This is a genomic window from Flavobacterium lotistagni, from assembly GCF_011392125.1.
GTDB lineage: Bacteria > Bacteroidota > Bacteroidia > Flavobacteriales > Flavobacteriaceae > Flavobacterium > Flavobacterium lotistagni.
Map to the genome: position 1 here is coordinate 23,461 of NZ_JAAJBU010000008.1, position 25,038 is coordinate 48,498.

Below are 25,038 nucleotides of genomic sequence, written 5' to 3' on the forward strand. Positions count from 1 at the left end.
TTTAAAATGGATTTATCAATAGACCAAATCGACCGGATTATCGAAATGGCTTGGGAAGACCGCACGCCTTTTGAAGCCATCAAAATTCAGTTTGGCACTTCAGAATCAGAAGTCATTACCTTGATGCGCAGAGAACTCAAACGCAGCAGTTTCAATCTCTGGAGAAAACGTGTCAACAGCGGCGTGAGCCAGAAACACCTCAAAAAACGCCACCCAGAAATCAACCGATTCAAATGTGCTTTGCAAAGAAGCATCAGTCAAAACAAAATCTCGAAAAGGTAAATGTTCCCAACAAAACACAACGAGATTCTCAACCTGATTGACCAAATCGATCCCATTCGATACGCTCAAACTAGAAACTATATTGACGGAGCTGTAACCCGTTTATCTCCCTATATTTCGCGTGGCATCCTCTCAACAAAACAAATAGCACAGGCGGTTTTAAGCAAAGGTTATCAGCCCTACCAAATTGATAGTTTTCTCAAAGAACTCACTTGGCGCGACTATTTTCAACAAGTCTGGATCGCTCGCAAAGATGAAATCGACCAAGATTTGAAACAGCAGCAGGAACCTGTGGTCAACTATCAAATTGCTTCTGCTATCTTAAATTACCAAACCGGAATTCATGCCATAGACCAAGCTATTGAAGAGCTCTACCGCACCGGTTATATGCACAATCACCTCCGAATGTATGTGGCGGGCCTGAGTTGTAACCTCGCTCAAAATCACTGGCGCGTTCCTGCAAAATGGATGTATTACCATTTGCTTGATGCCGATTGGGCCAGCAATGCTTTGAGTTGGCAATGGGTTGCTGGTGCATTTAGCAGCAAAAAATACTACGCCAATCAGGAAAACATCAACCGGTATTGTTACACCCATCAGCAGGGCACTTTTCTGGATGTTTCTTATGATGAAATCGGCTCCATGCCTATTCCGGAAATCTTACAATCGGCAGAAAACTTGACATTAAAAACCTATTTACCGAGTTTTCCAGAGCTGGTTCTAGATAAAAATTTACCGTGTTGCATTTACAATTTCTACAACCTTGATGTGAATTGGTCTATGGATTTCGATGCCAACCAGATTTTACTGCTCGAACCAAGTTTTTTCGACCGCTACCCGGTTAGTGATAAAACCATTGATTTTGTGCTTGATTTGGCTACCAATATTCCGAATATTCAAGTTTTTGTGGGCGAATTCAATACTCTAAAAAAATTGACTGGATCTTCAGAAATTCATTATAAAGAACATCCAACAAACGTCCATTACCAAGGAACAATGCATACACGTGATTGGATTTTTGATGAAGTAAAAGGTTATTACCCTTCTTTTTTTTCGTATTGGAAAAAGTGCGAGAAATATCTAAAAAACTACTAATGCCGAAAACTGTCAAGAAAGAACATTTGCCTACAAAGGTTTGTATGGTTTGCCAAAAACCTTTTACTTGGCGTAAAAAATGGGAAAAAGTTTGGGAACAAGTCAAATATTGCAGTGAACGCTGCCGCGCCAACAAATGAAAGCAACTACGCTATTTATAGTTTTCCCACACCAACTTTTTAAAGACATTAGTCTACTCAAAAATGCCGATGTTGTCTATCTCGTGGAAGAATTCCTTTTCTTCAATCAATATCGTTTTCACAAACAAAAACTGGTTTTGCACCGTGCCAGCATGAAAGGCTACGAAAACTATTTGCATGAAAATGGCCTTCAGGTGCACTATATCAAAGCAATTCAAAAACAATCTGATATCCAGATTTTAATTGACGCATTGGCAGTGAAAAACAATCTTCAAATTCAATTTTATGATCCGTGCGATGATTGGCTCCAAAAGCGTATATTGAGCAGTTGTGTAAAAAACAACATTTCCACTTTAGAGCATCCGACACCATTATTCATCAATACTAAAACAGATTTACACGAGTATTTCGGCAACAAACAGAAGTATTTTCAGGCGGATTTTTACATCCAACAACGAAAGAAACTCGAAATACTAATTGCACCCAACGGCAAGCCAATCGGTGGAAAATGGAGTTTTGATTCAGAAAACCGACTGAAATATCCCAAAGATCAAACGCCTCCAAAAATTCAATTCCCTGAACCGGATGCCTTTTTTGAAGAAGCCGTTGATTATGTAGAAAAGCATTATCCGGAGAATCTTGGCAACTTGTCTCGCGGTTGTCTTTATCCATACACACACCAACAGAGCGAAGTTTGGCTGGAAAATTTCCTAGCTACACGGCTTCACGATTTTGGTGCTTATGAAGATGCCATCGTCGAGCACGAACATTTCTTGAACCACAGCGTTTTAACCCCGATGCTGAATATTGGTTTGTTACTTCCGTTGCAAATTGTCAATGCTGCTTTGGCTTATGCAGAGAAAAATACGGTGCCGCTCAATTCACTAGAAGGATTTATCAGGCAAATCATTGGTTGGCGAGAATTCATTCGCGGTGTTTATTGCTACAAAGGAAATCAGGAAAGAACCACCAATTTCTGGCGATTCAAAAAAGAAATTCCAACTGCTTTTTATTATGGCAATACTGGTATCACGCCTATAGATCAAACCATCCGAAAATTGCTCGATACGGCATACAACCATCATATTGAACGGCTAATGCTTTTGGGCAATTTTATGTTGCTTTGCGAAATTCACCCCAATGCGGTTTACAAATGGTTCATGGAAATGTATATCGATGCGTACGATTGGGTGATGGTTCCAAACGTTTACGGTATGAGCCAATTTGCAGACGGCGGTTTGATGGCGACCAAACCCTACATCAGCGGCAGCAGTTATGTACTGAAAATGAGTCATTACAAAAAAGACCAGTGGTGCCTTGTTTGGGATGCTTTGTTTTGGCATTTCATGAACCGTCAGCGCGAATTCTTCTTGTCAAACCCGAGATTGGGTATGCTCATCCGTACTTATGACCAAATGAGCGATGAGAAAAAGGCCAACTTCGAGACCGTTGCAAAGGATTTCTTTGTCAAAGATTGCAGCCTAAAAACCAATGAAGGGCAATGGAAACTGATTTGATTTAGTTACCTTCGATTCGTTAATAGAAACGACATGTACAAGAGTTATTTTTTCTTATGGCTTATCTGGCTTTGCTTTGCAGCTAGTCTAAATGCGCAGAAAATTCCATCCAATGAAGAAATAATGCTGTCATTCGCTATTCAAAACGGAAAAACTGTCGTGCTCTCGAAAGACCAAAATGATTCCTATCTTATTTATCGGCTCTTGGTGAAAAATAAGGTCGAATTCGAATTCCCACAAAAAGACAAAACTAGTTTTGACCAATTTAAATATTCTTATTACTTGCGCGGTGGCGGAAAAATCAACGAAGGTTTAGATTTGAATTATATCGCCTTCACCCATAAAAATTTCAAATATGTGATATACGACACCTACTCTGCAGTCGATGAAAAATCTGAAGTTGGAATAAAAGTAATTAATATTAAAACTCAAAAAATCAACAATTTAAAAGGAAAAATAAAAACCAGAAAAGGCAGCTTGATTGACTTCCGTTTTAATGAACTTTTAAAAATAGATGATACGCTATATGAATAGTTTACGGCGAAAGAATGATATGGAAACACTCTTTCTATTGCGCCATTAAATTCAAATCCGGATAACTTAAAGGCTTTTTCTTATATTCGTTTACCAATTAATTTTAACTATATGGAAAGTACACTACTGGCCCAACGATTTCGCGAAGTATTGCTCAACGGCACTTGGATTGCCAATACAAACTTCAAAGACCAGCTTCAAGACTTAGATTGGGAAACTGCAACCACACGCATTGGAAACCTCAACACCATTGCCCTTTTGGCACAGCACATCCATTATTACATCAATGGAATCAATCAGGTTTTTCATGGCGGAACACTAGACATTCGTGATAAGTATAGTTTTGACTTTCCGCCAATCACTTCGCAAACGGATTGGGAAAATTTCCTAGAACGATTTTTCAACGATGCTGAGACATTTGCCAGCAAAGTAGCACAAATGAACGAGGTACAATTGAAGCAGTTTTTTGTCGATGAAAAATATGGAAGCTACCAGCGCAACATCGACGCAATGATTGAACATGCTTATTATCATTTGGGTCAAATCACTTTGATTAAAAAGCTGGTTTTAAGCCGATAAGAAATTTCAAACTAAGAAACCATGAAAAAGAAAATTCTTTCCATTGAAGAACAAACTGCACTAATGCGTCTTTTAGAAAATCGATTTAAAAACAACCCGCAACGCCATCCCGATTTGTCATGGAAAACAGTTTTGGATAGATTTGAATCTCATCCAGAAAAACTTAGCGTATTGCTAGAAATGGAACAAACCGGTGGTGAACCCGACGTAATCGGCCAAGAAAACCAAGCCGTAATATTCTGTGATTGCGCTACAGAAAGCCCATCGGGAAGAAGAAGTCTTTGTTATGACCAAGCCGCACTTGATTCCAGAAAAGAGCACAAACCCAAAGGCAGCGCAGTGGAAATGGCAAAATCTATCGGCATTGAACTTTTAAACGAACAGGAATATCGTGATTTACAAAAACTCGGAGCATTTGACCTAAAAACTTCTAGTTGGATTCAAACGCCATCTGAAATCAGGAAACTCAAAGGAGCACTTTTCTGCGACCGCCGCTATAACACCGTTTTCACTTATCATAACGGCGCAGAATCATATTATGCGGCACGCGGTTTTCGGGGTTTGATTAAGATTTAAGAAAGTGCTTTCACAAAGCCATATTTTCATACATGTGCAGCATTTCTTTAGCCTTTTCGGTTTCTTGAATCGAAAACAAAGCTTGTGAATAACGGTAATAATATTCTGCTTCAAGATCGGTTGTCAAGGAAAATAGTTGCGAATAATATTTCGCCGCTTTCTCTAAATCGCCCACAAAGAAACGGTTGTTGCCTACTCTTTTGAGCAAATCAACAGATTGATAACCTTTATCTAGTACACGTTCGTAAGTGCCAATCAAATCAATTTCGGCATATTTGAGTTTCTTTTCAGGCTGTAAACTCACCGGACGGATTATTTCAGTCAATGCTTTAGGTTTTTCGGTTGGTGCAACAATTTCAGACTGCGGTTTTAAATTGACTGCGACCGCTTTCGCTTTTGCTTTGCCGTATTTTGGGGTAATGGTTCGGGTATTATTTTCGCCTAGATTTCGATCACTAATCAAACTCAAATTAGAAACATCATAAGTGGTGATGCTGCTGCCAAAATTCATGTTGATTCTTTCTTCCACATGATAATATAAAATCGCCCGTTCTTCGTCTGAAGCTTCAGCAATCAAAGATTGAACATTTTTCATTTTTACAGGTTTGCTACGTTGTGCCGAAGCATTCGTCGAAAAAACGAAAAACATTACGATAGAAAATAAGGTCAAGCTTTTCATGATTATAAAATAAGATTGGGATCCATTCTAAAACTAGGGCTAAATTAAAAAGCAATCTTTTTTTCAGAATCATTTCCCCCATAACTAACCTTAAAAAACGATGAAAAACCAAGGTGTTTGAGTTGGTCGTTTTTATTTGCAGATTATCGAATCGTATTAAAATCGGATACTTTTTTACATACCCGACACTTAGAATAGGCATTTTGAAAAGAGTAAGTTCACGCAATTTTGCACTGATAACAGTCCATAGATACAAGGCTAGAGCCACTTTTACTGCTATTGATAATGATAAAGACTAGAATCGAGAAAGTGCAACAAAAAAGTGGTGATTGAAGCCTTAGAAGCTTCATTCAGCAGAAGAAAAATAAAGATAAAAACAACTTCGGTTCATTATCGCACCAAAATGTCGGCATGGGAAATACAATCGATAACGTCTTGAACCACTTTCGCACTGGCCTCTGAACGACCGGCATGAATAAAATCCTTGATGGAAAGTTGGATCAGGTGTTTGTGAATCTGATCTGAAAAATGTGTATTTTGTGCTTCGACAAAAGTGGTATTTTTCATTTCTTCGATTACTGCAATATACGCTTTGCCCACGTTCATTTTTTCAGTTTCATTGAGCAGTTGGTTCAGCAGTTGCACCAGTTTCAAGGGTTTCTCGGTTTTCATAATTCGGAATTTATACAAACCTAGTAAAAAACGTTGAACATGCCTAAAGGCAACATAAAAATGTCCTGATTTATATCATGTTTTTACGGCTTTTCTCACCTTAATTTTGACCCAAAATAAAACGATATGATTTATTGTAATTCTCCAGAAGAAGCGGTTCAGATCATCAAGTCTGACCACCGCGTTTATGTTCAAGCCGCTGCAGCTGCACCCTCAGTATTAACCGATGCGCTGAGTAACCGTCATGCTGAATTAAGAAATGTCGAAATTTGCCATTTGCATACCGAAGGCGAAGCACCTTACGCCAATCCTGAATTTTCAGCGTCTTTCCATGTGAATTCTTTCTTTATCGGAAAAAATGTGCGTCATACTCTGGCAGCAGGTAACGGTTCTTATACACCGGTTTTTTTGAGCGAATTGCCACAACTTTTTCGCAAAAACGTAATTTCGCTCGATGTGGCGCTAATTCATGTTTCGCCACCGGATAGTCACGGCTACTGCTCTTTAGGGGTTTCTGTTGAGGCTACTGTGGCGGCGATGCAAAATGCAAAAACAGTGATTGCTCAAATCAATCCGAACATGCCGCGCACTTTTGGCGATGGCATTATCCACGTGAGTCAAATTGATTATGTAGTCGAAGTCAACCAACCGATTTACGGCCACAAGATGGAAACGATTTCCGATACCGAAAATAAAATCGGCCAATATATCGCTTCACTAATTGACGACCGAAGCACGATTCAAATGGGAATTGGTTCTATACCGAATGCTGCACTAGCCAATCTTCACGGCCACAAAGACTTGGGGTTACACACCGAGATGTTCTCTGATGGCGTGATTGACTTAATCGAAAACGGAACCATCAATTGCCGTTACAAAGGCATTGCCAGAGGCCGGGCATTGGCTACTTTTCTGATTGGCTCGCAACGATTGTATGATTTTGTGAATGACAATCCGTTTATTGAACTGCGCGAATCATCGTATGTGAATGATACGGCTATCATCCGCAGAAATCCAAAAATGGTCGCTATCAATTCTGCTATCGAAGTCGATTTGACTGGGCAGGTATGTGCCGATTCTATTGGGGCTAAAATGTATTCAGGTGTTGGCGGTCAAATGGATTTTATTCGGGGTGCAGCACTCAGCGAAGGCGGAAAAGCTATCATCGCTTTACCATCAACTACAAAAAACGGGCAAAGCCGCATTGTTCCTTATTTAAAACAAGGAGCCGGTGTAGTCACTACGCGTTCTCATGCACAATACATCATCACTGAAAACGGTATAGCAGATTTGTATGGAAAAACACTCAAACAGCGTATTCGGGCTTTGGTCAATATTGCACATCCGAGTCATCAAGAAAACATTGAGCGCGAATATTATGAAATGTTGACCAGCAAAAAATAAGCATCATCTTGGCTTTATAAACCTGACAATTGTCATAGTAATCCGCTAATAGTCGAGTTAACTTTACGTTGATTCAACTCAGTATTTCTAAGGTGAATCAAGAGCAATCAGGCCGCAATCAATCCCAGTTTTTGCGGTCTGGTGTTGCTATTTGAATTCAACCACTAACAATTCACACAATGAAATCCAACGAAGACTTACAACAAGAAGTAGAAGATGCCCTCAAATGGGAACCACTTCTAGAGGCCGCTGAAATAGGCGTTCGTGTCAAAAACGGCATTGTTACCTTGAGCGGCACCGTCGATAATTACCGAAAAAAAATGCAGGCTGAAACCGCAGCGAGTCATGTGCCTGAAGTGGTAGCTGTGGTCGAAGAAATCAAAGTGGCCCATCCGAAAAGCATTTCCGATTATGACATTGCAGCCCATGCTGTTGCAGCTATCAAAGACAATTGGAATATTCCAGCGGAAATCATCTCAATGAAGGTAGAAAATGGTTACATTTACCTATCAGGTTTTGTACCTTTTCAGTATCAGAAAGAAGCCGCTAAAAGAACTGTGGGCTCGATCGATGGAGTGAAAGATGTCATCAATTTGATTCACGTAGAAAACCAAACAGACAGCCCTATTGACCGTCAAGAAGTAATTGATGCACTACTGAAACATTTTTCAATCAATGCCAATAATATCCAAGTCGAGGTTACCGGAAATACCGTAATTCTAAAAGGCTTCGTGCCATCTGTTGAGCAGAAAGAAGAAGCTGCAAAAGTTGCTTGGTTGTGCGCTGGCGTGATTCAAGTAAAGAACTATCTCAATATTAATGCTGACTAATTTTTCATAAAATGAAACTATCAAAACTAGTACTAATTGCATGGATAGCGTCGTTATTGATGGCTAATAAATGTGTTCAGGATTCCGAAGAAGACCATTCCTCTGAAAATGATTTCAAAGAAGTTCATTTCGATAAAAACCAAACAGTCAGCAAGACCATGGCGATTGAAAATTGGGAAATGTTTCTCAAACAATCTCAAAACGCAATAGACCTAACTGAAGCCAATCTCGGAAACCTGCAAATTCGGATTGACGAAGCCGATGCCAAACAAAAACAAGAATGGCAGCAAGTATGCGATTATTGCAACCTGCATCTGATCAGGCTCAAATCTAAAAGACTCAATCGCAACAAGCAATTTGAAAGTGAACTGAAAAATTATCAAGCCACTGTGTACCAAAAAAATGAGGCTTTCGAAACTGAATTCTCCAGCGAAATGGAAACCATCAATGCGAAATTAGAAACCCTTTTTGAGAAAATTCGTTCAGGTTATTATAAATAAACCTTTACTCTAAAAATAAAAACGTGAAAGTAGTCAAGCATTCAGGCATTAGCGCCGATTTCGACAAAGATAAACTTCTGGTTTCTCTAAGGCGTTCTGGAGCCAATCCTGAAGCGGTTTCGCGCGTGTTGCACCTGATCGAAAACCAACTCTACGACGGCATTTCGACAAAAGAAATCTACAAAATGGCGCACCGCCTGCTAAAGAAAATCTCGGCTTCCCATGCTGCTCGTTATAATCTTCGCAATGCATTGCTATTGTTAGGTCCGGCGGGTTTTTTCTTCGAGAAATTCATTGCGCGACTTTTTCAACACGAAGGCTATCAAACCCAAACCAACCTGAATCTTAAAGGCAAATGCGTCAGCCACGAAGTAGATGTGCTCATCAAAAAACACGAAATCGTGACCATGATCGAATGCAAATTCCACAACAGCCGTTTGAACAATTCTGATGTAAAAGTACCGATGTATATCTTGTCGCGATTCAACGATTTGAAAGACAGAGGTTTTGCCTTTTTTCAAGGAAAAGAAACCATTTCTCGTTGCTTGATTGCTACCAATAACCGCTTTACGGCCGACGCGATTGCCTTTGCGAATTGCTCTGGATTGGGTTTGCTGAGTTGGGATTATCCGGAGAAGTTTTGCCTGAAAACAAAAATCGATCAGCAAAAATTGTATCCGATTACTTGTTTAACAACCATTTCGTCGATTGAGAAAGAAAAACTGCTCATCCTGGACACGATATTAGTTCTGGAATTGCTAGAAAATCCAGACCGGCTTTTGCAAATCGGAATCAGTTCGTCTCGGGTTAAAAATATCCTCAAAGAAGCTACTTCACTTTGTAAATGAAACGATTATGAAAGTATATTTTCTAGGCGGCGCGGGTACCGTTACCGGTTCTAAAACGCTAATCGAAACCCAAACCAAACGAATTCTTATCGACTGCGGACAGTTCCAAGGCATTAAACCGTTGCGTGAGCTGAATTGGCAACCACTTGCGATTGACCCAAACACCATTGATGTGGTTTTGCTTACCCACGGCCATCTGGATCATTGCGGCTGGCTTCCTAGGTTGGTAGCGGAAGGTTTTCAAGGAAAAATCTATTGCACTGCTCCTACTCGTGCTGTAACGGAACTAATTTTACTCGATAGTGCAAAAATTCAGGAAGAGGAAGCCGAAAAAGCCAATCGGGAAAATTACTCCAAACATGAAAAAGCCGAGCCTTTGTATACTATCAATCAGACTGAAAAGGTATTTCCTTTGTTCAAAGTAATCCAACCTGAAACGAGCATTGCCATTGATACAGGCATTCATGCTGTATTTAAAAATGTCGGTCATATAATAGGCGCATGTAGTATCGAATTGAAAGTCGAAGACAAAACTCTTGTTTTCTCCGGCGATATTGGGCGCGATAACGATGTGCTGATGTTTCCGCCTATTAAACCTCAAAAAGCAGATTACGTTTTTCTCGAAAGTACTTATGGCAATCGTTTGCATTCTGAAGATGATGTGCAGTTGGAACTTGAAACCTATATCAACAATACACTTAGAAATGCCGGAACAGTCATTATTCCCGGGTTTGCGGTCGAACGTGCACAATCCATCATGTACCTACTATGGCAACTCAAAAAAGAGGATCGTATTCCTGATGTGCCGTATATACTCGATACACCGATGGGCATTAATGTACTGGATATTTTCAGAAATCATCCGCTATGGCATAAGCTCTCGCCTATTGATTGCGAAGAAATGTGCCGAATGTTCAGGATGGTTTCCGAGTACCGTGACACCATAGAATGGATTGAAGACAACCAACCCAAAGTGGTCATCGCGGCCAGTGGAATGCTTACCGGAGGCAGGGTTTTGTCTTATCTGGAGCATTACATTGGCAAAACAGAAACCACTATAATTATTGTCGGATATCAAGCCGAAGGTACGCGCGGACGCAAATTACTTGAAGGCGCTCAAGAAATTAAAATCCACGGGAGATACTTTACAGTTAAAGCAAAAATCCTTGAAATTAAAGGAATGTCTGCACATGCCGACCAGACCGGTTTGCTTCAGTGGCTTTCAGAGTTGCAAACGCCACCCAAAAAAATATTTCTGGTGCATGGCGAGAACCAACCGGCCGATGAACTTCGCATCAAAATCAATGAAATATACGGCTATTCTTGCAGCGTAGCTTTATTGAACGAGCAAATTGAATTGTTGTAAAACCCACAAGAGTGATTTACTATACACGCTAATTCACAGTCAATTAGCAAAATATCTATCGAACCTGATAATTGTCATGGAAATTTTACTTCGAGCCCTATAAATTTGTCTGCAAAACTATAGGTCATGGAGCAGTTGATCCCAAAATATAATGTCGCCGGCCCTCGCTATACAAGCTATCCGACGGTGCCGTATTGGAATGATGTTTTTGATTACGATACTTGGGAGCAAACTTTCAGGGTTTCTTATCAGCAGCACAAAAACGATGGATTGAGTATCTACATTCATTTGCCGTTTTGCGAAAGCATGTGTACGTTTTGCGGCTGTCACAAACGCATAACTAAAAACCACGAGGTAGAACATCCTTACGTTCAATCTTTGTTGAAAGAATGGTCATTGTACTGTAAAATTTTCGATGAAAAGCCACTGGTTCGCGAATTGCATTTGGGCGGCGGAACTCCAACGTTTTTTTCGGCCAAAAACCTAGAAGACTTGATCAACGGAATCTTTGCCACAGCGCGAAAAGCTGCCGATTGCGAAATGAGTTTTGAAGGCCATCCGAACAATACCACACGCCAACATCTGGAAACCCTTTATACTTTAGGTTTTCGCCGGGTTAGTTTTGGTGTACAGGATTATTCAGAAAAAGTACAGCGCGCCATCCACCGGATTCAGCCCTACCAAAATGTAGCAAAAGTGACCATGTTGGCTCGCGAAATTGGTTATACTTCGATCAGTCACGATATTATTTTCGGACTGCCGTACCAAGGCGTTGACAACATTGTCGATACGATTGAAAAAACCAAAACCTTAGCGCCCGACCGCATTGCGTTTTATAGTTATGCACACGTGCCCTGGATCAAAGGCAACGGCCAACGGGGTTTTCGCGATGAAGATATTCCCAATGGTGAAGAGAAAAGAGTGCTGTATGAAATCGGGAAAAAACTACTGCAAATTTACGGCTACAAAGAAATCGGGATGGACCACTTCGCGTTACCTTCAGACAGCTTGTACAAAGCCTGGGACAACGGAAGACTGCATCGCAACTTTATGGGGTATACGACTTCAAATACTAAAATGCTAGTAGGTTTGGGTGCCTCAGCCATTGGCGATAGTTGGTACGGTTTTGCACAGAATTCAAAAAACATAGAAGACTACCAACAACTCTTGGAATGGAACCAATTGCCTTTGTTTAAAGGCCATATTTTGAATCAGGAAGATTTAATTTTGCGCCAACACATTCAGAATTTAATGTGCCGTTTTGAAACTTCCTGGAGCGGCGAATTGTACTTTCACGACATCCATAGCGTGATTGCTTCCTTACATGAAATGCAGCACGACGGTTTGCTGGTGATCGATAAAAACCATCTCAAAGTTACTCCGGCCGGAAAAGCCTTTGTGCGCAATATCTGTATGGCATTCGACCTTCGGATGAAACGCGACGCACCTGAAACCCAATTGTTCTCGATGACGGTTTAACCAAAATCCAAAGCTTATGGATTTCTTTCAACGAAAAACCACTTGGACCAATGCGGAATTCATTTGGCTCAAGCTCAGTGTAGCGTCAGCTTTCCTGATCATTGGCGCGCAGTACGCTGATTTTTTCTCGAAATACTTCCAGTGGATTTTTATTGTTTTTGCGCTCAGTGTGATTCGGGCGGTTTTCCTCTGGATTAAAAAAATGGATGCACCAAAAAAATAAAGCCACTGTAGTAGTGGCTTTTTCTTTATTTGTATTTGAGGCTGATACTGATGATATTAGAGACCATCTGCGTGGTTCGTGTGTAATGTCCGTATCGCATTTCAAGCGTGTGCAGTTTCTGGATACCGAACACACCTTTGAGTGGCGTAATCTTAATTCCGGTTCCGAAGAAATTGCTATTGAAAGTTGACAGGTCGAAATTACTCGTATAGAATTCGCTCGCCGCCGTATGCACTCCGTACTCTTCAAAATACTTGGTCTTGGTTTGCGTGTAATAACGATAGAATGGACTTACCGAGAAGAACGCCGACAACTTCACCGGAATTTCAAGGTTCACGGTATGTGAAGACAGTTTCCAATCGTCAGTGTAATAGCGGTAGTAACCTCTAATAATTACGTTATCGCCTAGGAAATAACTCGCCCGGACCGCCAAAGGAATTTTCAGTCGATTATCGGGTAAGAGTTCTTGACGCGCTAGTGTCTCGCCAGCAAAGTAAACCCTATGGAAAGGCAAACTCAGATAACCTTGTTGGGTAATCACGTCGGCCAGCAACATCACTTGCAAATTCTTGTTCACAATTTGCGAATAACTCAACGACAAGGCAAAGGTATTCCGCGCTTCGGTGTCATAACCGCCACTGGTGCGCAACTCGGTAGGTTTAATAATTTTAACTTGATCTAAAAACGTTTGAAATCGAGCTACAAATTCACCATTACGGTCTTTAGTTTTACGAGCGTAACCTATATTTCCACCAAAAGATTGGTAATCAAACTCGGTCGAAGAAGAAAGCCCTGCGCTTAAAGTGATGCCTTTAGCTTCATCTTCCACGCTGTATGATAAAGACGGATAGAAACGAACATCTTCAGATGAAGCCGATGAATTCGCTTGCATATCAATTCTATCAGAAGAAGCTGATGTATAGCGGTCAATACCGACCTCAACATCGAAAGTTTGTTTTTTGCCTTTCTGGTTGTACTTGATCATCTTCACATCAATCGTGTTGGAAATATCGGTCAGTTCTTCGGTACCAATTCCTCCGGTGACTGCCGAATTATCGCCGTCTTGTTTGTAATAACTCGAAACCAAGTTGATCTCGTCAATTTTAAGTTTTTTGCTTTTGTAGGCCGAAGAATCAGCCGCCACTTGTGAATAACCCTTGAATAGGGCCATCAGAGTCAATCCGGTAATCAATATTTTCTTCATGTTTTCTCTTGGGGTTAATTACAGCCGCAGCCACCACCTACTTTACCGGCATTGGCACCGGAAGCACCTTCGCGGTAGGTTTGGAAACTCATTTCAGTTTTTTCAACTTTTCGGGTAGATAGTGCCATTTCGGAATCGTTGATCTTTCCTTTTTCGTATTCCTTGACCGGACTACAGGAAACCATCAAAGCACTTATGGCTAATAAAATAAAGAAGGTTTTCTTCATTGCAGATTGATGTTTTTTGAAGTGAATATTTTGTTGTTATCGTCGATGATAATGCAGTACAAATTCGGAATCTGGTTGATCATGAACAGACCAGCTTCAATTCCCATGACCGCAATTGGTGTGGCCATCGCATCTGCAAATTCGGCGTTGTTACTTATAACAGTTACGCTTTTAATTCCCCTAATCGGCAAACCTGTTTTTGGGTCGATGGTATGCGAATATTTTTTGCCGCCAATCATGATGAACTTCTCGTAATTGCCCGAAGTAGCCACCGCTTTATTGGAAATTTCCACGTAGGAAAAAGCCGCTTGTGGAAAATCCGGATTTGCAATTCCAATCGTCCAAGGTTTGCCGTTGGGCTGCTGTCCCCAAGTAGTTAAGTCGCCACTGGCATTGATGATTCCGGCCGTAACGCCGCTGTCTTTCAATATTTTTCTCGCACGTTCTGCCGCATAGCCTTTACCAATTCCGCCAAAACCGATGCGCATTCCTTTTTCTTTCAAAAAAACAGTTTGTTTGCCATTATCGAGAAGAACATTTTCATAGTTAATTAAATGCACCATTTTGAGCGCTTCTTCTTTGCTCGGAAGCTGCTTCATGGTTCTGTCAAAATTCCAAAGGCTTTTGTCGATACTGCCGTAGGTAATGTCAAACGCACCTTGAGTCAAGTGAGAAATGGCAATGCTGCGCTCAATAAGTTCGAATACTTCAAGATCAACTTTTACCGGGGCGATACCCGCATTCTCGTTAATTTGATTGGTTTGGCTCTCGGGTTTGAATGTCGTTAGCAACTGTTCGATTCGACTGATTTCTGCTACAGCGGTGTCAATGTGAGAATGAGCCCGATCGGAATCTTCCTCGACCACGGTAATAGTAAAATTATTACCCATAAGTTTCAACGAACGAGAGAAAGCTTCCAAAGCTACAATCTTATTTTTTGGAATCGCAAATTGCTTTGACCTCAGCAACCCATTGGTCTACGGGAACTTCTGGTTTTCCGTGCCAAGTTTTAAGCACTTTGCCGTCAGCATCTAGTAATAAAGTCAGTGGAAAATTGCCTTCTTTGTTGTATATCTCGGCCAATGCATTGTTCTTCTGAACGATTTCTGGCGCGGGAATATTTTTTTTCTTTCTCGGAAAATCAGCATTAACTAGTTCGAGATTGGCAGTTGCTATCTGAGAAAAAGCATCACTATCGAGGTATTCTTTTCTGAACAAGATGCAAGGCCCGCACCAGTCAGAGCCTGAAAAATTCAGCAAAATTAATTTGTGGTTTTCTTTGGCGCTTTTCTTAGCGGCTTCGAAGTCGGTTCCCCATTGCAAGGGCAACAAGGTTAACAAAAATAAAGAAATGAGTAGTTTCATAGGATGGCAATTTAGAACTTTTAACGAAGTAAATTTAATGCTATTGCCTAGAAATTCTTAAGATTGGCTTATTTTTAATGGCAGTTCGGATGCGCCTGCACGAAGAGCGAAATTTCAGATGGAGAAACATACGGAATGCCCAATCCCATGCCGCGCAAAACAAACAAAACGCCAATGACGACCATCGCCACCGGAATCACTTTCCTGATTTTGTTCCGAACCGGCATCGTAATGAATTGCTGCATATAAACCACTCCGCTCATCATCGGAATTGTACCCAAGCCAAACAAAGCCATATACAAACTGCTATAAGCCACGTGTTGCATTGCCAGTGCGCCAAATAAAGCGGCGTAGACCATTCCGCATGGAAGCAAACCATTTAAAAAACCGATACTGAAAATGGCTGGATAGGATTGCTTTCTAAGCTGTTTCCCTAACGTAGATTTGATGCAGGAAATCAACCTGAAAACCGGCTGCGAGAAATTGTACTGCGCAAATACTTTTTCCGGAATTAAGGTAATCACAATAATACAAATTCCGGCAAAAATAGAAAGCTTCTGTTGAAAACCTGAGAAGTACAACCCGCGACCAATTAACCCAAAAACGAGCCCAATTAAGGCATAAGTAAGGGTTCTGCCGCTATGGTAGGTGAGCAATTGTAGCGCCTTTTTCTGCGGATTGCTTCGGGCGAAGGGCAACATCAGCGCAATCGGTCCGCACATTCCTATGCAATGCAAGCTGCTAATGAGTCCGAGAAAAAACGCTGAATACAACATTCTAATTGATGTATAATTTTTGTTTCATTAGGTAAGACTGTCCTTCGTATTCCCAAGATATAGTCATGTCCCAGTTGCCGTCTGCAAAATCACGTTTAGGTATGAGCAGTGTGGATCCAGATAGTTGAATTGAGCGTTCAAAATCCAGTTTTTTTGCAGACGGTCTGTAGAGGGACACTTTGCCTTTAATTTTTTGTGGAGTAAACAAATCAGGAAAAACCACGCTGACTCCTTCGTCGGTGCTTTTGACAATCGGTTTTTGCGATAACCGTTCCGTATTCTGGAGTTTGGCGAAATCCTCGCTGTAGTGCGCATCTTTTTTATAGTACTCATCGACTACTAATTCGCTGGCGTACTTCGGATTGCTTTCTACCCGAATGATAAACGAGAAGATAAACGACATAAAAAGTACGAATGCGATAACGATTGAAGTGCCCCAGTTGATTTTCATGGTATTGTTTTTTAGTTAAAACTTCTTGGTGAAAGAAAGTTGGTCTTGGTGGTTTCAATCAGGTGATTGCCCTGATAGACCCCTATTTTGAGTTTTGTTTTGTCTTTGGTCAGCAAGTATTGATTGATTTCGATAAACAGCGTTCCTTCGGCCAAACCTTGCCCTTTTACTTTGAAATGTTGGTTCCCGACCATGCGAATCGTGCCTTTTTCAGAGAGCAATTCAAAATGAATGTCGTCGAAATCATGCACGGTTTTATTGACTACTTTATAGGTGTAAACATTGCTAATCATGTTGCCTTTGTGCTGGTACAACTGACCAGGAAGTCTTAATATATCGGCTTCGACATCATTTCTTAAGAACAACAAACCGGTTAGAATTCCAATCAAAATAACTAAAACGGCAGTATATCCTTTCATCCTTGCGGTGAATTTGAACGGCGCTTTCTTCTCGATTTCATCTTCAGAAGCATAGCGAATCAAACCTGTAGGCAAACCTACACTTCGCATCATGGTATCGCACTCGTCAATACAAGCCGTACAGTTGGTGCATTCTAGCTGCGTTCCGTTGCGGATATCGATCCCTGTCGGGCAAACATGCACGCATTGTAAACAATCGATACAGTCGCCTTTTCCTGTAGCAGCGCGGTCTTCTTTTTTGTTGAACTTGGCTCGGCCGGCTTCTTTTTCGCCACGCACAAAATCATAAGCCACATTGATAGATTTGTTGTCAAGCAGAACGCCCTGCAATCTTCCGTAAGGGCAAGCAATCAGACAAACCTGTTCGCGAAACCAAGCAAAGACGAAGTAAAACACACCTGTAAAAATCAGTAGCGCGATGAAATTTCCGGATTGCTCCACTGGGCCTTGTTCCATCATTAGCCACAAAGTGTCACTACCAACAATATAAGCAAGAAAGACATTAGCAATTCCAAATGATATCACGAAGAAGACCAACCATTTGAGCAGTCTTTTACGGATTTTCTCGGCATTCCAAGCTTGCTTCTCCAATCGCATTTGCGCCCCGCGGTCACCGTCAATCAAGTACTCAATGCGGCGGAAAACCATTTCCAGAAAGATCGTCTGCGGACAAATCCATCCGCAGAAAATCCTTCCATAAACCACTGTAAAGAGAATCACAAACACCACCATGGTAATCATTACCATAACGAAGATGTAAAAATCCTGTGGCCAAAACGGAAAGCCGAATATGTTGAACCGGCGTTCCAATACATTAAAGAGCATGAACTGATTGCCATTAATCTTGACAAACGGGTTGGCAATCAAAATGGCGAGCAAGAAATAGCTCACATACTTTCGATATTCGTAAAATTTACCGCTTGGCTTTTTAGGAAACAAGAATTTGCGTTTTCCTGAATCGTCAAGCGTACTGATACTATCTCTGAAACTATCGTCGATTTGGGACATGGTATTTATTTTTTAACAGCTACTACAGCCACTGATGTACTGTCTGGAGTCGTTACTTTTTTTGCTTCAGGATCTACCCAGAGGTCGCCTTCCGGTGCTTTCGCATCTTTAGGACTAGTTCCTTTCAATGACAAGACATAACTAGCTACCTGCTGAATTTCAGTAGGTTTGAGTGTCGCTTTCCAAGCCACCATTCCTTTTCCGTCGCGACCGCCATTACTAATAGTATGGAAAACATTCTTGATACTTCCGCCAAAAATCCAATTCTCATCAGTCAGGTTCGGGCCAATTTGACCACCGCCATCAGCACGGTGACAGGCCGCACAGTTGGTATCAAAAATTGTTTTTCCTTTGGCTAAATCATCGGCTCCGGTGAGCAAGGTCACTTTCTCTTCACTCATCTGATCTGGCGCGGTGAGCATATATTTGGCTATGTCTGCTTTGGCTTGGGCCATTTCCTTTTTGAGCTCCATTTCTTGGGTATCGGCACCCAACATTTCATATCGCACCAAATATATTCCGGCAAAAACAATACAACCATAGAACAAATACAACCACCATGGCGGTAACTTGTTGTCGAGTTCACGAATGCCATCATAATCGTGGTCAAGCATCAAGAATTCGTTGTTTTCAATAGGTTCTGAACGGGTGAGCATTTTCATCATTTTCTTGAACCAAGGCGCATCGGTAACTTTCAAATCAAGGGTAGTCACCTCATCGTATTGCTTTTTCTGCTCTGGCGTCATTAAATGATACATTACCTTATCAACCGCATTCGATACAATCTCGATGGCAATCAACAAAAACAGAAATACAATTAAAAACAGCGTTACCATCGGATACTTCACAAAAGCAGGTCGGTCGCCTGAATCAATGAAATATTCCAAAGCTACCATTACTGAAAAGAAAATGATGGGTAAACGCACATAAACTGGAAATAACTTTTTCATGGTCTTTAGATATTAAATGGGTCAGAATTAGTTTCCTGCAAGGGCATTTGGCTGAGTTGGTCTATTTTTTCCTTTTTGTAAGTAAATACCCAAGCACCCAAAGCCACAAAAAACAAGAAGAATATTAATAGCGAGAGAATCGGATAAATAGCCACTCCCGCGATGGTTTCCATATTGTGTTTGATAGGTTCGAACATAACTTTAATTTTTAGCGATTTCTTTAACTTTAATATCAGTACCTAGTCTTTGGATGTAAGCAATCATAGCCACAATCTCGCGTTGGTTCATCGGAACGAACGTTTCTCCTTTAGCTTTGGCTTTTTCCTTGCTGGCGTTATAGTTTTTTACATAATCAGGGTCAGATTCGAGGTTCTTCTCGATGGTGGCTGCTTGTAGAGCAATCGCTTCTTGTGCATGGGCAATTTCATAATCGCTGTAAGGAACTCCGAGTTGGCGCATCACTTTCATTTTCTTGTCGATGTTTGAAATATCCAAAGCTTTGTTGTCGAAGAGCCATTTGTAGCCCGGCATAATAGATCCTGATGAAGTAGATTGTGGATCCCACATGTGGTTGAAGTGCCAGTTGTCGTTGTACTTACCACCTACTCTTAACAAATCTGGGCCTGTTCTTTTTGAACCCCAAAGGAATGGATGATCGTAAACATATTCCCCAGCTTTTGATTGCGGCCCGTAACGCTCTACTTCGCTTCTGAACGGACGCACCATTTGAGAGTGACAGCCTACGCAACCTTCACGAATGTATAAATCACGGCCTTCGAGTTCCAGCGGTGTATAAGGTTTCACGCTAGAAATGGTCGGAATGTTTGATTTCACCATAATCGTCGGTACAATCTGAATAATACCACCAATCAAAATCGCTACGGTAGCCAAAATGGTCATTTGAATCGGACGTCTTTCGAGCCAAGGGTGGAATTTCTCGCCTTTGAGACGGCTAGTGGTAATTTTCTCTAGTTCTGGCGCTTCAGCCAATTCGTCTTCTACTGAAGCATTGGCTTTAACGGTGCAAATGATATTGTAAACCAAGATGAACATACCTAAGATGTACATGGTTCCACCGATGGCGCGCATCCAATACATCGGAATAATTTGCTGCACAGTTTCAAGGAAGTTACCGTAAGTCAAAGTGCCGTCTGGGTTGAATTGTTTCCACATAGAAGCCTGGGTAAATCCGGCTACATACATTGGAAGTGTATAGATGATGATTCCTAGAGTTCCAATCCAGAAGTGAACGTTCGCCAATTTGGTTGAGAACAATGGGCCTTTAGTCATTCTCGGAATTAACCAGTAAATCATACCGAAAGCCATAAACCCGTTCCAAGCCATCGCTCCTACGTGAACGTGAGCCACAATCCAATCGGTGAAGTGCGCCACAGCGTTAAAGCTTTTCAGTGACAACATCGGACCTTCTAAAGTAGCCATACCATAACCGGTAATCGCTACAACAAAGAATTTCAAAATCGGTTCTTCACGCACTTTGTCCCAAACACCGCGCAGGGTAAGCAATCCGTTGATCATACCACCCCAAGACGGCGCAATCAACATTACTGAAAATACAACCCCTAAATTCTGAGCCCAGTTAGGCAAAGCAGAATAAAGCAAGTGGTGCGGACCAGCCCAGATATAGATGAAAATCAAAGACCAAAAGTGAACAATAGACAATCGATAAGAATATACCGGACGATTCGCCGCTTTAGGCACAAAGTAGTACATCAAACCGAGGAACGGCGTGGTTAGGAAGAAAGCCACCGCATTGTGTCCGTACCACCATTGCACGAGCGCATCTTGAACCCCGGCATATACGGAATAGCTTTTCGTTAAAGTGACCGGAAGCTCTAAACTATTGAAGATGTGCAACACAGCAACGGTTACGAAAGTCGCAATATAGAACCAAATCGCTACATATAAATGACGTTCGCGTCGGCGCAAAATCGTTCCGATCATATTGATTCCGAATACCACCCAAATCAGCGCAATAGCAATATCTATCGGCCATTCGAGTTCGGCGTATTCTTTAGAAGAAGTAATCCCTAAGGGCAAAGTCAAGGCGGCAGAAACGATAATGAGCTGCCAACCCCAAAAATGCAGGTTGCTCAGAAAATCCGAGAACATCCTAGCTTTTAAAAGTCGCTGTAAAGAGTAATAAATCCCGGCAAACATCGCATTCCCGACGAAAGCAAAGATTACAGCATTGGTATGTAAAGGACGAAGCCTTCCGAAACTCAAGAACGAGATGCCATCAGTAAGGTTGGGGAATAGAAAAAAGAACGCGAGCAAAAGCCCGACACTCATTCCCACAACACCAAACAGAATGGTGGCATAAAGGAACTTCTTTACAATTTTGTTGTCGTAATAAAACTGTTGCATTTCCATAATTAGAACGATTTATTGGTTTTGATTTGTATTTGAATTTTCGCTAGTTTTCTTGAGTTCATCGTCGAAGAGCATTCGAACCGATGGGGTGTAATCGTCTTCATACTGACCGCTTTTCACAGCCCGTACAAATGCGGCAAAAAAGCAAATGGCCACAACGATACTAATGGAGATTAATAGATAAATAACACTCATACCTTAAGTTTTATACGTCCAAAATTACTTTGCCACTAGCGGGTAAACCATGATATTTATCATGCTTTGGTAATTTTACTTTCTGCCCCAGTTTGCGACCATAGAAGTTACTCATCAACGTCACGAAACTCACAATAGTGACAGTGCTCAGCGGCATAATAATCGCGGCCACCAGCGGAAGTAAATTGCCTGTCAAGGCGAACGATAACCCAACCACATTGTAAAGCAGCGACAATCCGAAACTGAGCTTAATGGTCAGCATGGCGTTTTTAGAAAGCCGAAGAAACTGGTTCAACTGACCAAACTCTGTGGCGTCGAGAATCGCATCGCAAGCCGGAGAAAACACGTTGACATTTTCAGAAATCGAAATCCCGACATCACTTTGTGCCAGAGCACCTGCGTCGTTGAGTCCGTCGCCTACCATCATCACGCATTTGCCTTGTTCTTGCAGCGATTTGATGTATTGTAGTTTTTGTTCCGGTTTCTGGTTGAATACTAAAGTGACTCCGTCGGGTAGCAATTTTTCTAGCACCGTCCTTTCGCCCTGATTATCGCCAGACAATACCCGGATTTCATATTTCCTGTGCAAATCTGAGAACAATTCAGAAAGTCCTTCGCGGTATTGGTTGTGGAAAATATATTTACCCAAAACCTCATGATTGATACTAATATAAATCACGGTTTGCTTAGCATTATTTTCGGCTTGGGCACCGACAAAATTCGCCGAACCGATACGAATCGTGTTTCCTGAAATTTCGCCTTGAATACCGCCTCCGGGAATTTCCTCAAAACCTGTTATGGTTTCAGTAACGCCTTCGGGCAAATAATCATAAAGTAAGCGACTCAGCGGATGGTTCGAAGCGCGCACGATATTCTTCACCCATTGCTGCTGATGGACATCGAGCTTTTTTCCTTGGTAAGTAATTGAGGATAATTTACCAGAAGTAATCGTTCCGGTTTTATCGAAAACAATGGTGTCGACTTTTGACAACTGTTCGATGACCGGTGCATTCTTGATATAGAACTTTGCCTTGCCATAAATCCTGAGCATGTTGCCGAGTGTAAACGGAGCGGTCAAAGCCAAAGCGCAAGGGCAAGCCACAATCAATACAGCAGTGAAAACGTTAAATGCGGTATCGGTGCTTCTGAAAATCCAGTAACCGAAACCGGCAAAAGCCAAAGCCAACAAAACCGGCGTAAAATAATGGCTAATTTGATCGGTGATGGATTGGAATTTCCGCTCGGATTTCTTCTCGAAAATTTCGTTGCTCCAGAGTTGTGTAAGGTAACTTTGTGAAACCGATTGCAAAACATTCATCTCGATTACCGAACCGTTGAGCCTACCGCCCGCGTAAATTTTATCGCCAGATTGCTTCACCACTGGAACCGATTCGCCCGTAACAAAACTATAATCGATGGAAGCAGTTTTGGAAATCAGAATTCCGTCGGCCGGAATGAGTTCTTGGTTGCGGATTAAAAGCCTATCGCCCGGAATGATTTCGTAAATCGGCACGTTTTCTTCTTTGCCTTGATTCAGTCTAGTAACTGCTATTGGAAAATATGACTTGTAATCGCGCTCGAAACTCAGAAAACTATAGGTTTTAATCTGAAACATTTTCCCGAGCAACATAAAGAAAATCAATCCGGTCAAGCTGTCGAAAAAGCCCGGCCCGTAATCAAAAGTGATATCGACCACGCTGCGCACAAACATGATGACAATACCGAGCGCAATCGGAATTTCGATATTGAGCATTTTGTGCTTAAGACTTTTATAAGCGGCGACATAATAACCGCTAGCCGAATAAATAAAACTGGGCAACGATAGTCCGAAAATCAACATTCGGAAAAAACCGCGGTACTGGTCGAGCCAGTATTCCTTCATTTCAAAATATTCGGGAAAAGACAATAACATGATGTTTCCAAAACAAAAGAACGCCACACCCAATTTGTAGGTTAGGGTTTTGCTTTCGGAAATTTCTTTGGCATCGTAATCTTCCAGCGAAATGTACGGTTCGTAACCAATGGCGCAAAGTAAGTTCACAAGCTCTTTCAAACTCAACTGCTGCGCATCGAAAGTAATCCGAACTGTTTTGCGGTGAAAATTCACTTGCGATGCACTGATTTCAGGACGCAATTTTCGCAGGTTTTCCAAAATCCAAATACACGAACTGCAATGGATGTGCGGAATATTCAACTGTACAATTTGGGTATTGCCCTCATTGAATTGTAAAAGCCGCTGCACAATTTTTTCGTTGTCCAGAAAATCGTATTTACCAGTATTTGTAAGTGGTGTCGCGCCGGGTGATTGCGCTAAATCGTAGTAAGATTCCAATCCGCTGGAAGAGAATATTTCAAAGACAGTTTTACAGCCGTGGCAACAAAAATGTTTGTCACTAAAAATAACCTCGTCTGCCTTTGGAATATCTGATCCGCAATGGAAACAATGTGTAGTGTCCATAAGTTCAATCTGCTCATTATACCTATGACAAAATTGCGGTAAGATTTATTCACAAAATATGATATATATCATGTAAAAATGTACCTTTGGGCCGGACTTTATTTTTCATGAATTTATGAGCAAATGTGAGCAATGTATCGTGCGGGAATTCAGTTCGCTCAAGGCTTTAACCAAAGACGAACTGGTTCGAATGGCCAACTGCAAAACCTCTAAAACTGTACGCAAAGGCGAAACTATTTTCAGCGAAGGCGAAATTCTTAATGGCGTGTATTGTGTGAAAGATGGTGTATGTAAAATGACCAAGCTTTCTTCCAACGGTCGTGACCAAATTGTGAACCTCATTAAAAAAGGAGAATTACTCGGGCAACGTTCACTCATTAGTGAAGAACCTGTGAATCTTTCCGCAGTAGCACTCGAAGACATGCAGATTTGTTTCATCCCCAAAAGTGAAATCCTAACTTTCTTCAACGAGAACAACCGCTTTTCGATGAATGTCATGAAAACCATTTGCGGCGACCTCAAACAAGCCGATGATTTAATGGTCGGCATGGCACAAAAAACCGTTAAGGAACGATTGGCGCAAACCCTACTCTATCTAGAAGATGAATTTGGCGTCAATGCAGATAAAAGTCTTAAACTGCAACTCTCCAGAGAAGAAATTGCCAGCATGATCGGTACCGCAACCGAGAGTTGCATCCGTTTACTTTCAGAATTCAACAAATTGGAACTTATCGAAATCAACGGAAAAAAAATCATCATCAAAGACCGCAACAAACTGGCTCGGATCAGCGAGTAACTTCCTGATAATGACATTTATCATGGTTTTATAAGAGCGTTGTCCTTACCTTTAGGAAACCATCTTAACGCTAA

The 25,038-nt window shown here is 41.4% G+C and carries 29 protein-coding genes; 15 read left to right on the forward strand and 14 right to left on the reverse strand.

Annotation, left to right across the window (positions count from 1 at the left end; translation table 11 throughout):
• Positions 1 to 6: 6 nt before the first annotated feature.
• From G4D82_RS09820 to G4D82_RS09850, 7 genes are all read left to right on the forward strand, one after another.
• Complete coding sequence (locus G4D82_RS09820) at positions 7 to 282, forward strand: TIGR03643 family protein (RefSeq protein WP_166337086.1); 276 nt, start codon at positions 7 to 9, stop codon at positions 280 to 282.
• Entirely contained in the window at positions 283 to 1,377 is a 1,095-nt protein-coding gene (locus G4D82_RS09825) for an FAD-binding domain-containing protein (protein WP_166337087.1), read from the forward strand.
• On the forward strand, positions 1,377 to 1,517 hold the full coding sequence (locus G4D82_RS09830) for a DUF2256 domain-containing protein (RefSeq protein ID WP_166337089.1): 141 nt from the start codon (positions 1,377 to 1,379) through the stop codon (positions 1,515 to 1,517). The genes G4D82_RS09825 and G4D82_RS09830 overlap by 1 nt, the downstream gene beginning before the upstream one ends.
• Complete coding sequence (locus G4D82_RS09835; RefSeq protein ID WP_166337090.1) at positions 1,514 to 3,034, forward strand: cryptochrome/photolyase family protein; 1,521 nt, start codon at positions 1,514 to 1,516, stop codon at positions 3,032 to 3,034. Before G4D82_RS09830 ends, G4D82_RS09835 begins: the two co-directional genes overlap by 4 nt.
• 33 nt (positions 3,035 to 3,067) lie before the next feature.
• Complete coding sequence (locus G4D82_RS09840; RefSeq protein WP_166337091.1) at positions 3,068 to 3,568, forward strand: hypothetical protein; 501 nt, start codon at positions 3,068 to 3,070, stop codon at positions 3,566 to 3,568.
• A gap of 111 nt (positions 3,569 to 3,679) precedes the next feature.
• Positions 3,680 to 4,147 carry a DUF1572 domain-containing protein gene (locus tag G4D82_RS09845; RefSeq protein WP_166337092.1) on the forward strand — a complete coding sequence of 156 codons (468 nt, stop codon included), beginning with the start codon at positions 3,680 to 3,682 and terminating at the stop codon, positions 4,145 to 4,147.
• A gap of 21 nt (positions 4,148 to 4,168) precedes the next feature.
• Positions 4,169 to 4,723 (forward strand): DUF4256 domain-containing protein, encoded by a 555-nt coding sequence (locus tag G4D82_RS09850; protein ID WP_166337093.1) that lies wholly within the window; start codon positions 4,169 to 4,171, stop codon positions 4,721 to 4,723.
• Positions 4,724 to 4,733: 10 nt separating this feature from the next.
• On the opposite strand, the gene G4D82_RS09855 is transcribed toward G4D82_RS09850, so the two are convergent.
• On the reverse strand, positions 4,734 to 5,318 hold the full coding sequence (locus G4D82_RS09855) for a tetratricopeptide repeat protein (protein WP_166337094.1): 585 nt from the start codon (positions 5,316 to 5,318) through the stop codon (positions 4,734 to 4,736).
• A gap of 474 nt (positions 5,319 to 5,792) precedes the next feature.
• On the reverse strand, positions 5,793 to 6,074 hold the full coding sequence (locus tag G4D82_RS09860; protein ID WP_166337096.1) for a hypothetical protein: 282 nt from the start codon (positions 6,072 to 6,074) through the stop codon (positions 5,793 to 5,795).
• A gap of 126 nt (positions 6,075 to 6,200) precedes the next feature.
• On the opposite strand from G4D82_RS09860, the gene G4D82_RS09865 reads away from it, so the two are divergent.
• The 7 genes from G4D82_RS09865 (at position 6,201) to G4D82_RS09895 (ending at position 12,724) form a co-directional block, all read left to right on the forward strand.
• Positions 6,201 to 7,478 (forward strand): acetyl-CoA hydrolase/transferase family protein, encoded by a 1,278-nt coding sequence (locus G4D82_RS09865; protein ID WP_166337098.1) that lies wholly within the window; start codon positions 6,201 to 6,203, stop codon positions 7,476 to 7,478.
• Between the two features lie 179 nt (positions 7,479 to 7,657).
• On the forward strand, positions 7,658 to 8,308 hold the full coding sequence (locus G4D82_RS09870; RefSeq protein ID WP_166337100.1) for a BON domain-containing protein: 651 nt from the start codon (positions 7,658 to 7,660) through the stop codon (positions 8,306 to 8,308).
• Between the two features lie 11 nt (positions 8,309 to 8,319).
• Positions 8,320 to 8,808 (forward strand): hypothetical protein, encoded by a 489-nt coding sequence (locus tag G4D82_RS09875; RefSeq protein ID WP_166337101.1) that lies wholly within the window; start codon positions 8,320 to 8,322, stop codon positions 8,806 to 8,808.
• A gap of 23 nt (positions 8,809 to 8,831) precedes the next feature.
• A complete protein-coding gene (locus tag G4D82_RS09880) occupies positions 8,832 to 9,656 on the forward strand; it encodes a restriction endonuclease (RefSeq protein ID WP_166337102.1) in 825 nt (274 codons plus the stop codon).
• A 7-nt stretch (positions 9,657 to 9,663) separates the two neighbouring features.
• Complete coding sequence (locus tag G4D82_RS09885) at positions 9,664 to 11,022, forward strand: MBL fold metallo-hydrolase (protein ID WP_166337103.1); 1,359 nt, start codon at positions 9,664 to 9,666, stop codon at positions 11,020 to 11,022.
• Between the two features lie 126 nt (positions 11,023 to 11,148).
• A complete protein-coding gene (gene hemN, locus G4D82_RS09890; protein WP_166337105.1) occupies positions 11,149 to 12,501 on the forward strand; it encodes an oxygen-independent coproporphyrinogen III oxidase in 1,353 nt (450 codons plus the stop codon).
• Between the two features lie 16 nt (positions 12,502 to 12,517).
• Complete coding sequence (locus G4D82_RS09895; RefSeq protein ID WP_166337107.1) at positions 12,518 to 12,724, forward strand: hypothetical protein; 207 nt, start codon at positions 12,518 to 12,520, stop codon at positions 12,722 to 12,724.
• Between the two features lie 25 nt (positions 12,725 to 12,749).
• Here G4D82_RS09895 and G4D82_RS09900 read toward each other — a convergent pair whose 3' ends face one another.
• The 12 genes from G4D82_RS09900 to G4D82_RS09955 form a co-directional block, all read right to left on the reverse strand.
• Complete coding sequence (locus tag G4D82_RS09900) at positions 12,750 to 13,928, reverse strand: DUF3570 domain-containing protein (RefSeq protein ID WP_166337109.1); 1,179 nt, start codon at positions 13,926 to 13,928, stop codon at positions 12,750 to 12,752.
• 14 nt (positions 13,929 to 13,942) lie between these two features.
• Positions 13,943 to 14,155 carry a DUF4266 domain-containing protein gene (locus G4D82_RS09905; protein WP_166337111.1) on the reverse strand — a complete coding sequence of 71 codons (213 nt, stop codon included), beginning with the start codon at positions 14,153 to 14,155 and terminating at the stop codon, positions 13,943 to 13,945.
• Positions 14,152 to 15,045 carry an FAD:protein FMN transferase gene (locus tag G4D82_RS09910; RefSeq protein ID WP_166337114.1) on the reverse strand — a complete coding sequence of 298 codons (894 nt, stop codon included), beginning with the start codon at positions 15,043 to 15,045 and terminating at the stop codon, positions 14,152 to 14,154. The genes G4D82_RS09905 and G4D82_RS09910 overlap by 4 nt, the downstream gene beginning before the upstream one ends.
• Positions 15,046 to 15,085: 40 nt before the next feature.
• Positions 15,086 to 15,520: a thioredoxin family protein gene (locus G4D82_RS09915; protein ID WP_166337116.1), complete on the reverse strand. Its 435-nt coding sequence runs from the start codon at positions 15,518 to 15,520 to the stop codon at positions 15,086 to 15,088.
• A 74-nt stretch (positions 15,521 to 15,594) separates the two neighbouring features.
• Complete coding sequence (locus G4D82_RS09920; RefSeq protein ID WP_166337119.1) at positions 15,595 to 16,296, reverse strand: sulfite exporter TauE/SafE family protein; 702 nt, start codon at positions 16,294 to 16,296, stop codon at positions 15,595 to 15,597.
• 1 nt (position 16,297) lies between these two features.
• Positions 16,298 to 16,747 (reverse strand): FixH family protein, encoded by a 450-nt coding sequence (locus G4D82_RS09925; protein WP_166337121.1) that lies wholly within the window; start codon positions 16,745 to 16,747, stop codon positions 16,298 to 16,300.
• Between the two features lie 11 nt (positions 16,748 to 16,758).
• Entirely contained in the window at positions 16,759 to 18,174 is a 1,416-nt protein-coding gene (gene ccoG, locus G4D82_RS09930; protein WP_166337123.1) for a cytochrome c oxidase accessory protein CcoG, read from the reverse strand.
• 5 nt (positions 18,175 to 18,179) lie between these two features.
• Positions 18,180 to 19,124: a cbb3-type cytochrome c oxidase N-terminal domain-containing protein gene (locus tag G4D82_RS09935; protein ID WP_166337125.1), complete on the reverse strand. Its 945-nt coding sequence runs from the start codon at positions 19,122 to 19,124 to the stop codon at positions 18,180 to 18,182.
• Between the two features lie 5 nt (positions 19,125 to 19,129).
• Positions 19,130 to 19,321, reverse strand: a complete 192-nt coding sequence (locus G4D82_RS09940) for a CcoQ/FixQ family Cbb3-type cytochrome c oxidase assembly chaperone (protein WP_166337127.1) — start codon at positions 19,319 to 19,321, stop codon at positions 19,130 to 19,132.
• A 4-nt stretch (positions 19,322 to 19,325) separates the two neighbouring features.
• The gene (ccoN, locus tag G4D82_RS09945; RefSeq protein WP_166337129.1) at positions 19,326 to 21,515 is read right to left on the reverse strand and encodes a cytochrome-c oxidase, cbb3-type subunit I; all 2,190 of its coding nucleotides are present in this window, start codon (positions 21,513 to 21,515) and stop codon (positions 19,326 to 19,328) included.
• Between the two features lie 12 nt (positions 21,516 to 21,527).
• Positions 21,528 to 21,710 (reverse strand): cbb3-type cytochrome oxidase assembly protein CcoS, encoded by a 183-nt coding sequence (gene ccoS, locus G4D82_RS09950; RefSeq protein WP_166337130.1) that lies wholly within the window; start codon positions 21,708 to 21,710, stop codon positions 21,528 to 21,530.
• Positions 21,711 to 21,720: 10 nt separating this feature from the next.
• A complete protein-coding gene (locus G4D82_RS09955) occupies positions 21,721 to 24,168 on the reverse strand; it encodes a heavy metal translocating P-type ATPase (protein WP_166337131.1) in 2,448 nt (815 codons plus the stop codon).
• A 115-nt stretch (positions 24,169 to 24,283) separates the two neighbouring features.
• Between G4D82_RS09955 and G4D82_RS09960 the strand changes: the two genes are divergently transcribed.
• On the forward strand, positions 24,284 to 24,964 hold the full coding sequence (locus G4D82_RS09960; protein WP_166337132.1) for a Crp/Fnr family transcriptional regulator: 681 nt from the start codon (positions 24,284 to 24,286) through the stop codon (positions 24,962 to 24,964).
• Positions 24,965 to 25,038: the final 74 nt, after the last annotated feature.